The organism is Hyphomicrobium facile, from assembly GCF_900116175.1.
In the GTDB taxonomy this organism is placed as follows: Bacteria; Pseudomonadota; Alphaproteobacteria; order Rhizobiales; family Hyphomicrobiaceae; genus Hyphomicrobium_B; species Hyphomicrobium_B facile.
Genome location: NZ_FPCH01000001.1, coordinates 890,043 through 901,458, shown reverse-complemented (window position 1 = coordinate 901,458; position 11,416 = coordinate 890,043). Strand labels below are relative to the sequence as shown.

The 11,416-nt window shown below is 60.7% G+C and carries 10 protein-coding genes; 1 reads left to right on the top strand and 9 read right to left on the bottom strand.

The window, feature by feature from the left end:
- The first annotated feature begins 83 nt into the window (after positions 1-83).
- The gene (locus tag BM399_RS20850) at positions 84-404 is read left to right on the top strand and encodes a hypothetical protein (RefSeq protein ID WP_143111327.1); all 321 of its coding nucleotides are present in this window, start codon (positions 84-86) and stop codon (positions 402-404) included.
- 71 nt (positions 405-475) lie between these two features.
- Here BM399_RS20850 and BM399_RS04360 read toward each other — a convergent pair whose 3' ends face one another.
- The 9 genes from BM399_RS04360 to BM399_RS04320 form a co-directional block, all read right to left on the bottom strand.
- On the bottom strand, positions 476-1,300 hold the full coding sequence (locus tag BM399_RS04360; protein WP_143111326.1) for a hypothetical protein: 825 nt from the start codon (positions 1,298-1,300) through the stop codon (positions 476-478).
- Between the two features lie 328 nt (positions 1,301-1,628).
- Entirely contained in the window at positions 1,629-2,129 is a 501-nt protein-coding gene (locus BM399_RS04355; protein ID WP_092866312.1) for a c-type cytochrome, read from the bottom strand.
- Between the two features lie 5 nt (positions 2,130-2,134).
- Positions 2,135-2,947, bottom strand: coding sequence for a quinoprotein dehydrogenase-associated putative ABC transporter substrate-binding protein (locus tag BM399_RS04350; protein ID WP_092864678.1), 813 nt, complete (start codon positions 2,945-2,947; stop codon positions 2,135-2,137).
- A complete protein-coding gene (locus BM399_RS04345; RefSeq protein WP_092864675.1) occupies positions 2,928-4,751 on the bottom strand; it encodes a methanol/ethanol family PQQ-dependent dehydrogenase in 1,824 nt (607 codons plus the stop codon). Before BM399_RS04345 ends, BM399_RS04350 begins: the two co-directional genes overlap by 20 nt.
- 224 nt (positions 4,752-4,975) lie before the next feature.
- Positions 4,976-5,773, bottom strand: a complete 798-nt coding sequence (locus BM399_RS04340; RefSeq protein WP_092864672.1) for a YdcF family protein — start codon at positions 5,771-5,773, stop codon at positions 4,976-4,978.
- 71 nt (positions 5,774-5,844) lie between these two features.
- Entirely contained in the window at positions 5,845-7,134 is a 1,290-nt protein-coding gene (locus BM399_RS04335; protein WP_092864669.1) for an adenylosuccinate synthase, read from the bottom strand.
- A gap of 98 nt (positions 7,135-7,232) precedes the next feature.
- Positions 7,233-8,894, bottom strand: a complete 1,662-nt coding sequence (locus BM399_RS04330; protein ID WP_244531060.1) for a mucoidy inhibitor MuiA family protein — start codon at positions 8,892-8,894, stop codon at positions 7,233-7,235.
- Positions 8,895-9,073: 179 nt separating this feature from the next.
- Entirely contained in the window at positions 9,074-10,246 is a 1,173-nt protein-coding gene (locus BM399_RS04325) for a phosphoserine transaminase (RefSeq protein ID WP_092864663.1), read from the bottom strand.
- A gap of 89 nt (positions 10,247-10,335) precedes the next feature.
- Positions 10,336-11,268, bottom strand: a complete 933-nt coding sequence (locus BM399_RS04320; protein WP_092866308.1) for a hypothetical protein — start codon at positions 11,266-11,268, stop codon at positions 10,336-10,338.
- Positions 11,269-11,416: the final 148 nt, after the last annotated feature.

The window sequence follows — 11,416 nt, the reverse complement described above, 5'->3', positions numbered from 1 at the left end:
TTAGTTGTTGGTCGGCAGGATTAACGTCTGCAGCAGGGAATGCGTCTTCCTCGACGCCGGGCTCCGATGCGAAGGACCACGCGATGAGATCTTTTGCTCTCACCTCACTTGCCACGGCAGCAGCCCTCTTGGCGGCTGGAACCGCTTCAGCCGGCTATCGCTCCCAGTCAGGGCCGCGAACCGCATGCTGCGGCGTCGTATGGGCTCCTGTCGATCGCCGGGGGCCGACGTTCCCGGCCGACGACTTCCTGCTCCCTGACTCGGCGTGGAACGGTCACTCGCCCAGCACCGCCGGCACAGCCGGACCCAACTGGACACTGAGGCAGCCGGTGTTCGGCCCGCCGTTGCCGACGCTGCCGACACCGAGGCGCAGGCCGTACATCATCCTGAACGAGACCGACTGAGCTACCACGCGCGCACACGAAAAAGAGACGTGAGTTCCCTCACGTCTCGAGTACAAGCAAGCGCGTAGCAGTCAGAATGCTCGAAATCGAAATCGCGCCGGAACGTTGGTATCGCGGCTATTGCCGCCACGGACACCGCCGTACCAAGCTGCGCAAAGCCCGATAAGAAGTCCTATCCCGGTCAAAAGCCCCGAAAGCTCCGTCGCCTTCTTCGCCTTGTCGAGCGCGGCAATCGCATCGGTGTAGGCCTGATCTACGCGCGTTTGCGCCTCCGCAATCGGGATGCCCGCCTTCGCCGCAATAATCGAAGAGACGAGGGTACGATCGGCCGGCGCAAGATGCTCGTTACCGAACGATCTCATGAACACCGCCTCGATCGTCTTTTCCTCCTCCGGGGTGAGAAGCTGGACGTTCGTCACCGGCTTTCCTTCCGGCGGCGTCGAGAGCGTAGAAACGATGGCCGACAAAGGGCTCGATGAAGTACTCGAGAACTTTGCGATTGCCGACGATCCGGCATGAAGCGCGGCCGAACCGATCCCCGCTGCGATCAATCCGCCGAACAGGACGCACACACCCCAAGTGACGAGACCCTGAAGCCCATCACGAAATTCAACTTCGTCAGGCGGCACATCGCCGACGCGCGGACGCACGCGAGCAGCCACAAAACCAGCGATCAGGAACGACGCTATCGTCACGATGAGCGCCCAAGCCGCCGCGACGGACAAAGCGAGCCCGCCATACGACTGGCCCGGCCAAGGCGATAGGAGCGAAAGTCCCCCAGCGACGCCAAGCGACATCAAGACGAAGGAGAGTGCCGATCCGGCAACTGCGCCCGCCAAAATACCCCTCCAACTGAGGAACGGGCCCGTTTCGCGCATATCGATAACTTCGACCATCGCGGCATCTCCATCGATCATCTAAAACCCAAAAGGCCCAGAAGAAACGAAATGACCACGATTAATCCGATCAGATAAATGATCTCGTGCACCGCACGTCTCCTCATATAACGCCGGTCTTTCAACACGGCTGGAGGGAGGTTTGTTCCGGAAACGACGCGCGTTTGGAGGCGCCCCCGTGAGCGTTGAACACCGTTCCTGAAATCTTATGCTCGTTTTGCCCACAGGAAGCCGCGCTACGCCTGCGGCATTCCTCTGAAGGAGCCGAGATAACTCAATGGGCTACGCGACAACCCCACATCGGGGACAACGAACGTGGCCGCTCTCTCTACTTCGCCTGTTTGGTATCCGATGCGGTTCCTGGGACGGGAACTGAAAGCGAGCGCACGAACGCCGCGACCTCCCAAACCTGCTCGTCGGGCAGAAATCCGCGGAACGACGGCATCCCGTTCGGCCGCCCCTCACGGATGGACGCCGCAATATTCTCGATCGACCCGCCATAGATCCAGATATTGTCCATCAATGCCGGGCCCATGCCGCCGCCGCCATTGGCATGGCAGCCGACGCAATTCATCGCTGAGTAGAGAGCTTTGCCTTTCTCGATTGCCGCCGGATCCTCCTGCAATTTACGGCCTTCGGCGCTCGTCTGCGCGATAGGCTCTCCGCCTCCGGGCGCAAGTGGAACCAATGAAACTTGCGGCTCGGGATTCGTCGGCTGCTTGTAGGCTGGTTTGTCGTCCGCTGCTCGAGACTCGTACCCCACAAGCAAGATGCCAGCCAGAAGCGCATAGAGAAGCGCAAAGCTCAGATAGGGTAGAAATCGTTTCATCGGAATCACTCCGCCGCTGCGGATTTCTTCATTGCAGAAGTCTGAATGTGATAATCCGCGAGAATATTGCGAATGTCCGCTTGCCGCCTGTCGAGAGAACGATTGATCTCCTCGGCAAGCGCCATATCGGGTTTCCGCACGCCCATCGAAATGGAAAACGTCATGTCCGGAATGTCGCTGATGTGGGTGACGCGTAACGGCGGCGTCTGCCGGGCCGCATAATAATCCGCGACAGGCCCCCACACGACCGAGATATCGACATCGCCACGCGCAATGCCTTCGACGACCGGAAGAAGCGGGTCGGGCTTCGACCAGTCACCAAAGACCATGTATCCTTTGATGCCGTTCGTGATGCCACGGCGCGCCAGCTCCGTCATCGGCGGCGTATTCGCTCCATCGTTGCCGACGAGCTGAACGCCGATGCGTTTACCGCGCAGGCTTGCGTCGTCGAACGACGTTATCGGAGCCGAGGTCCCCGCAGGCTGAACGAACGCGTAACTCGCCGTGTAATAGGGCTTCGTCGGGCGCACGCGTTGAAAATCGACGGGCACACCGGGAACGACATCGCAAAGCCCGGCGCCAAGACCTTTGCGAATGAAACCGCGCCACTCAGGCGTCCAGACGAACGTCGCTGTCGCCCCCATGTCGGCCGCGATCAGCGTCGCGATACGATTTTCGAAGCCTTCGCCACGATCGTTCGAGAACGGCATATTGTTAGGATCGGCACAGAACTTCAATTCGCGCGCGTGTGAGGGAGCGGCCGAAAGAGCCACAGCGCCGATTGCAAGGAGAAACGCTCTATTGAACCGAGAAGACATAGAGCGACCCTCCCTTAGTCGTATGCTCAGGAAGATCTTTCACGGCATTGACGAAGCCGAGCGCGGCGGTGCCATCGCGCTTATCCAATCCGCCGGCGACGATCGCTCCGGCCCAGCCGCCGACACCCGATAGAATGGAGACATATTGCTTGCCGTCGGGCCCCCGCCACGTCGTCGGCTGACCGATGATGCCGGATCCCGTCTTGTACTGCCAGAGGACAGCGCCGGTCTTCGCATCGACGGCTTTGAACCAACCTTCCATCGTTCCATAGAAGACGACGCCGCCTGCAGTCGCGAGCGCGCCGCTCCACACCGGAAATGACTCGTTGATTTTCCAGACCGCCTTACCCGCCTGAACGTCCCACGCCGTCATCTCGCCGCGGTGACCGCCGGGACCGGCCTTCATGTGTACGTCGGCGCCGACGTAAGGCGTGGCCGCGATATAGCCGACGTCTCTCTCGGTAATATCCATGCAAAGATTATTGTGCGGAATATAGAGAAGGCCGGTCTGCTCCGAGAATGACGACGGCTGCCAATCCTTGCCGCCAGGCGGCGCGGGGCAGACATCCTTCGTTTCCTGATCGACCTTCGGCACCTTAGCCTGATTATAAATCAAGCGGCCCGACATCATGTCGACGGTTTGGCTACTGGTGATCGGCACGAACGGAGTTGCCGCCAGAACTTCTCCCTTCTCACGATCGATGATGTAGACGTAGCCATTGCGGTCCGGATGAACGAGGACCTTTCGCTCCTTGCCGTTCCAATTCATATCCAGAAGGATGCATTCGTTGACCGCGTCATAGTCCGAGACGTCGTGCGGGCTGAGCTGATAAAACCAGCGCGCCTGCCCCGTATCGGCATCGCGTGCAAAAATCCCGGCAGTCCAGAGATTGTCTCCTGGACGCATCGACGAATTCCACGGGCCCGGATTGGACGTGCCGTAATAGATCATGTTGAGTTCGGGATCGTAGGAAACCCAACCCCAGACGGTGCCGCCGCCTTGCTCCCACATACCGGGCGGCCACGTCGCGACGCCGAGATCCTTGCCCTGGAATTGCGGATAGAACGAATTGAAACCCGCTCCGATCAAAACATCCTTGTCGGGACCGGTGCTGAAAGCTTTCCACAAAACCTTTCCCGAGCCCTGATCGAGCGCCGCGATCCAGCCGCGTACGCCCATCTCGCCCCCGGAGTCGCCGACGATGACTTTGTCCTTGGCGACGAGCGGCGCCATCGTCATCGTCTCGCCCTGGTTGATGTTGCCCATCTGTGTGCGCCATATCTCGGCGCCCGTGTTGGCATCGACAGCGACGGTATTGCCGTCCAGCGTGTTCAGGAAGAGCCGGCCATTGGCGAAAGACAGGCCGCGATTGACGACGTCGCAACACGCGACGCCCTGCGAAGCGGCGAGTGGATGCGGCTCATATTTCCATTTGAGCGGCGCGCCGGGCTTCGAGAGATCGAGCGCATAGATGATGTTCGGATAGGGAGTGACGACGTAAAGCGTGCTGCCGATGACGATCGGCGCCGATTCTTCACCACGGTCCACACCCATCGAGAAGGTAAACGTCGGTTGAAGCTTCGATACGTTCTCGGTGTTGATGTCGTCGAGCGAGCTGTAGCGTGTCAAACCGGTGTTGGCGCCCGGCATCTGCCACTCGTTTCCGCCTGCTGTCGCAAAGGCCGGAGCTTTGGGTGGCGATATGTTTTGCTGGGCTAAAGTTTGAGCGAATGCGGGAAGCGAACAAATTGCAAAAAGCGGCAAGCTAAAAAATAATAACTTGTACTGCTTGAAATTGTGCATCGGCGTATCCCCAAATATTGGGCGTGGCCGGTGCCGAAAAGAAGAACGCGTAAGCCGCGAAAATTCACACTCACTGCGCAACGGCACCCTTTGAGTGCCACAACCTGTCGTGTCAATTCAGGTTCCAGATCAGATCCTTTTTGCGAAAGGTCACCCGGTCTACCGTTAAGCGGAAGAAAACAACTGTCCGGCGTCCAAGATCCGCAGCTTGCGATCGCGCTCGATCAAGGCCCAGGAAAGAGGGACGCGCTTCGCCCCGACGCCCAATACGCGAGCAATCCAATCCACTCTTTGGCCGCAAGATCTGTGAGCGTCAATCCAGCGGAAATACTGTCGAATGGGCGAACGGCATCCGACCTGCCGCGCGTCCGGAAATCCACCGGATAAGGCACGACATCGAATCCGGCCTTCCGAAAAACCCCGACCGAACGCGGCATATGGAAAGCCGACGTGACGAGAAGCCACTTATCGGATGGTTGGGGATTGACGAGCGCCTTCGTGAACATCGCGTTTTCGTACGTATTCCGCGAGTTGTTCTCGACAACGATGCGGCTTGGCTCGATGCCGGTATCGATGATGTACTTGGCGATGACGGAGCCAATGCCCTCGCCGCCGAACAGAGATCCGCTGCCTCCCGTGAAGATCACCTTCGCATCGGGAAGCGCGTGAGCGAGGCGCACCGTCTCGATCAACCGTTCCGCGGCCTCATTCAGCGCCAAGCCGCCTCGGCTGTCTGTGAGCGCGCCGTCTTCAAAACCACCCAAGAGAATGATGCCGCTGATCTTCTCCTGCGGGACATCCATCACCCGCGGCTGAAATCGCTGCTCCAAGGGCAGGATAAGAATATTCCCGCCGGGCAGGATGCCAAAGAGAACGATGATCCCAAAGCCGAGAGACAGCAAAAACGCGCCCGGCTTCGGACGCTTGAATTGAAGAAAAAGGACCCCGCCGGCGAGCGCCAGGAACGCGAGGCTCGAAGGCTGGATGCAGAAGAAGATGATCTTCGATGCAATGAAAAACACTGCAGTCCCCTAACCCTCGACCGTCGAACCTAGGCCCCGATGCCCTAGGCTCCTCACCTCGCCTCTCAGCCTCAGACGAAAGGATCCTTCATCAGGATCGTGTCGTCACGCTCCGGGCTCGTAGACAGCAGCGTGACCGGGCATTCGATCAGCTCCTCGACGCGGCGAACGTACTTCACGGCCTGCGCCGGAAGATCGGCCCACCGCCGCGCGCCTTGCGTCGATTGCGACCAACCCTCGAAATCCTCATAGATCGGCTCGACGATAGCCTGCGCCGATGAACTCGCCGGCAGGCGATCGATACGCTCACCGTTGAGCTTATAGCCGACGCAGATGCGGATCGTCTCGAAACCGTCGAGAACGTCGAGCTTGGTCAACGCAATGCCGTCGATGCCCGAAACCTTCGCCACCTGACGCACGAGCACGCTGTCGAACCAACCGCAGCGCCGCTTGCGCCCCGTGACGGTGCCGAACTCGCGCCCGCGCTCGCCAATCTTTTCACCGACCGCGTCCAGAAGCTCGGTAGGGAACGGACCCGACCCGACGCGCGTCGTGTAAGCCTTGGCGATCCCGAGCACGTAACCGACGTGACCCGGACCGATGCCGGAGCCCGTCGCCGCTTGCGCCGCAACCGTGTTCGATGACGTGACGAAAGGATAAGTCCCGTGATCGACGTCGAGCAGCGCCCCCTGTGCGCCCTCGAACAGGATGCGCTTGCCCTGCCGCCGTGCCTGATCGAGCAACTCCCACGATACGTCAGAGTACGGCAGAACTTTCGGCGCAATGGCGATCAGCTCCGCCATGAGTTCGTCCTTGACGACTTCGGGCTGGCCGAGGCCGCGGCGAAGCGCGTTATGATGAGCGAGCGCCCGGTCGATCTTTGCTCCAAGCGTCGCGGGCGACGCGAGATCCTGCAGGCGGATCGCACGGCGGCCAACCTTGTCTTCGTAGGCGGGGCCGATGCCGCGCCCTGTGGTGCCGATTTTCTCCGTGCCGGCCGCCGCCTCGCGAACGACATCGAGCTCGCGGTGCAAAGGAAGAATGAGCGTCGCATTCTCGGCGATGCGCAGATTTTCCGGCGTGATCTTGATGCCCTGCTGCGTCAGCCGCGCGATCTCATCCGTCAGCGCCCACGGATCGACGACAACGCCGTTGCCGATAACCGAAAGCTTGTCCGGCCGTACGACACCCGAAGGCAACAGCGAGAGCTTGAATGTCTTGCCGCCGATGACGAGCGTGTGCCCGGCGTTATGACCGCCTTGGAAACGAACCACGACGTCGGCACGCTCCGACAGCCAATCAACGATCTTGCCTTTGCCCTCGTCTCCCCATTGGGCTCCGACCACCACGACGTTTGCCATTAACTTGAACCTTCTCACCTTCTCATGATTTGGCCCCGGCATCGGCCAGGGCCCCGCGGCAAGTCCGCTAGCTTAAACTCAAGATTTGCCCTGCAGCCTCAGGGGCCGTAGGTGATCGACTTCGCCGCCGGCCAGGACACGCGATAGCCGTACTCCAGAATTTTTTCCTCGTCCGGCTCGAGCTTCGCCTGGAACGCGATGATACCGCGCTTGTCGTCGACATTCTGCATCGTGGGCGAAACCCGGCCCGTAAGATCGACCTTGATCTCTTCGTTCTGCGCGACGGGAATACGGTCGAGAATGGTCACGTCCATCGCCCGCTCGTGCATGTTCTTTACATTGACCCGGAAGTTCCGGCTATCGATGTGCGATGTCGAAATGAGCCCGGTCTCGCCGCGCTTCTCTTCCAGCACCGCATGCTTGATCTTCACCTGGTCGTCGATGCCGAAGCCGAGATCATGTTCGCTGCCCGGACTGAGAAGGGGCAAATCGCCGGTGCCGACAAACGTGCCGTCGCGGAACAGATAAACCGTGCCGGGCAACAGGGGCGTGCCCTTGGCGAGCTTCAGCTTCGCGTAAAGGTAGGCGCTGGTATCGACCTTTGGCACGGCGCGGCAGCTCAACGCCGGCTCGATCGCCTCCGACGCGAGAAGCACGCGCTTGGCTTCACCGGTTCCAGCGACGCTCGCCCGCCCGGGAACCTCGAACGTCGCCTCGAACGGCGCGCTTTGCAACTGCGCGACGGTTTCTTCTACACTGACGGCCTCGGGCGCCGCCTCCGCAAGCTCGCCGCCGAGTGCGTCCGCCGCAGCGATATTGCGGTGCTTCGCCATCAGCCGCTGCTCAGGAAAAGGAGGAGGCGCAGCAGCAGCCACCGGTTTCGGTGCCTGTTCGAAATCCACGAATTGCGTTTCGAGGTACGGCGCCGACGAACTGTCGCTCGGCCGCGATGTCGAAAGTTTCAGCGAAACGTTGTCCCAATTTTCTCCCGAACTCTGCGTAATCGCGGCGCGCCGGTCGAGAGATAGTTTCGGCGGTTCCGTTTTCGAACCCGTCACGAGCCGCGCATCGTAAAGGGGCGCCCAATGCGCATCCGGCACCTGATAGCGAACGCTCAAATCTGCTTCGAGAGGCGTTTGCGCAACGACGTGAACGCGCACTTCGGTCTGTTCTGTCCGTGCAGGCGCCAATGCCGCCAGCTGCTTCTCGGCGTCGGAAATCTGCCGGTCGATCTCACGAATTTTCTGCTCGGCATCGAGTGCGAGCTTGCTCGCGTCACCTGTCGCTTGCGCAATGAGCGCCAGAACTTTCGGCCAGTCTTCGAGCGGCGTCGCCGCCGGTGCGGGTTGCGAGGAAGAACGCGCCGGAAGTTGCGCGAGATTGGCGATGAGCTTCTTTTGCGTCTTTGCGGCCTGAGCCTGCGCGTCGACAGTCGTCTTCTGATCTTTGAGCGCCTGGATCGAGTCTTCTAAAATCTTGCGCTGCTTGTCGGCGGCTTCGCTCTCGGCACGCTGCAGAAGTTTCCTCGCCGTATCGACCGAGCCGATGTCGAGCTTGCCCGTCGCCTTGCCTTCGACGCGCACGGAACCCGGCACCGCACGCGCGGGCACGTCGCCGATGACGATCGTATGCTCGCCCCTGTCGATGTGCACCTTGACGATGCGCGTGACCTCGGCACCCGACAGGTACACCGTGACGTCATCGACCACCGACGTCGCCGGGACGTCGGCCGCAAGCGCGCTCAACGGCGTGGCGGCCATGAAAGCTGCCGCAAAGACAAAACGCATCTCGCTGTGACCCTTGGTTGTTTGATAACGATGCCCGGATGAACCGCCCTCGGCGAGGTGCGACCCCGGCCGATTATGGCCGATGCAAAGCGCGATAAAAAGGCATTGACAGGGCCGGAGTTAACCAGAATACGCGGAGGGTTCCAGGGAAATCAGGCCGAGAGCGCCCCCGCGCGAACTTTCGCATACGCCCAATCGAGCCACGGAAGAAGTGCGGCGATATCGTCGGTCTCGACCGTAGTGCCGCACCAGATCCTGAGCCCCGGCGGCATTCCCCGATAAGCGGCGATATCGAAGGCCGCCGCCTCGTCCTCGAGCAGTCGCACCATATCGCGCATGACATCGAGCCGCACGTCCTCCGAAGCCTCGGCAAGCGCGGTCTCGGCAAATCGCATCGCGACGGAGGTATGCGAGCGCGTCCGCGGATCGGCGGCGAGGGCCGCGACCCAGGGCGTCCGGTCGATCCAATCGTAAAGCACCGAAGAACTGGCTTTGCTCCGCGCGGTCGTTCCGGCGATCCCCCCAAGCCCTTCGGCCCACGCGAGCGCATCGAGATAATCTTCGACGCACAGCATCGACGGCGTATTAATCGTCACGCCCTGGAAGACGTCCCAAAGAATCCCGTCATGGTTCGTCAGCCGGAAAAGCTTCGGTATGGGCCAGGCCGGACGATAGGAAACGAGGCGGTCGAGCGCGCGGGGCGACAGGATGAGCATGCCATGCGCACCCTCTCCGCCAAGCGCCTTCTGCCACGAAAAGGTCAGCACGTCGATTTTGCCGACGTCGACGTCTTCCGCAAATAGCGCCGACGTTGCATCGCAAAACACGAGGCCGGCGCGGTCATCGGGGATCCAATTGCCGTCCGGCACCTTCACGCCCGTCGTCGTGCCGTTCCAGGTGAAGAGCACGTCGCGCGAAAAATCCACAACGCTGAGATCGGGAAGATACCCAGGATTGCCTTCGAACGCACGCACATCGGGAAGCTTCAACTCGCCGAACACGTCGCGCAGCCAATTGCGGCCGAACACGTCCCACGCCAGCACATCGGCGCCGCGTTCGCCCAGAAGATTCCACATCGCGAGCTCGAACGCGCCGGTGTCGGAACCTGGAACGATCGCGACCTCATAACCAGGCGGCAGGCTGAGAATGTCCCGCGTCCGGTCGACGGCGAGCTTCAGTCTCTCGCGCCCATCGGCAGAGCGATGCGAACGCCCGACGAGCGCGCCCTCCAATGCATCCGGCCGCCACCCGGGGCGCTTGACGCACGGGCCGGACGAAAAGAATGGTCTTCGCGGTTTGCTCTGTGGCTTTTTGAGTTCGGGCATCGGGGGCTCTTAGCACGAAGGCCGCAAAAGAAAAAAGGCGGTCGCGAACGACCGCCTTTCGGCACCAAGCAACACTTGGGGTGCACGTTCTAATCGAACTTGATACGGATGCCGGACCGGAACTGCTGCAGGACGGCGTCCTTGTAAACGATTTGATTCCCGCCCGAGGCCGACGGAGCGATCGACGAAATCGCGCCCTGTTCCCAAAGCATCTGCCAGCCGTTGTCCCAGATGATGGATTCGGTGAGGTTCGTGGCGACGCCCGCCTGTACGGCCGCAGCAAAATTGATCTGGTTCTTGCTGGTGGCACCCTTCTCCGTCGAAGAGTCCGCTGGAAGCGAGGGATTGCCTGAGCAGGCAGGCGGCGTATACGGGCCATCTATGGAGTTGGACCCACCAATACACGTGGCCGATTCCGAATAGGACCTCTGCAGCCTTCTCCAGGAGAAGCCGCCGCCGCCGCCGATGTAAGGAGTAAACCGGGTTCCGGTGTTGAAATCGTAGATCAGGTTCACGAGGCCGGTCGTTCGCGAAAGTTTCACCGTGTCGGTTCGCGAAATGGAATAGGTGTTTGTATCGATGCCGCCGATTGTAGTGTTGGGCGCCGAGTTCGTAGCGAGATACCCCAGCCTGTAATCATCGGAGATCTGATAGTTGGGCGTGTAATCGATCGCGACTTCGGCCCGCAGAGACGGTGTCAAATAGCGGCCGAACGTCAAACCGAAGATCGGCGACATCGGCAGGTCGCCGCTGTCTTTCGCGAAGTATCCGGGGGTTGAATCGCCCAGATAATCGACATCCGTGTCTTTGACAGACGCGCTTTGCGAGATGTTCCCGCCGAACGTCAACCCGACATACCAATCCGAGTCCGCATCATATGTCGGCACGGGAACGGGAGCCGGAACGGGTATCGCGACCCCGCCGCCCATATCCTTGACGCCGCCCCAGTCCGCGGCCATTGCAGGCGCTGCACTGGCGGCAAGCAGAAAACACGTGGCGATCCACGTCTTCGCAGATTTCATCTTCGATCCCTCAAATCCGGCACGCATGCATATGCGCGCCACTCAAGACTCTGCTCAACGCTACGCTTGCGCTAACCGAGCCCTAGGAGGGAACAGCGGTTTCGGTTGGGTGTCCGTGGGCTCCTCGGGAAGGAGGAGCCCACTACGC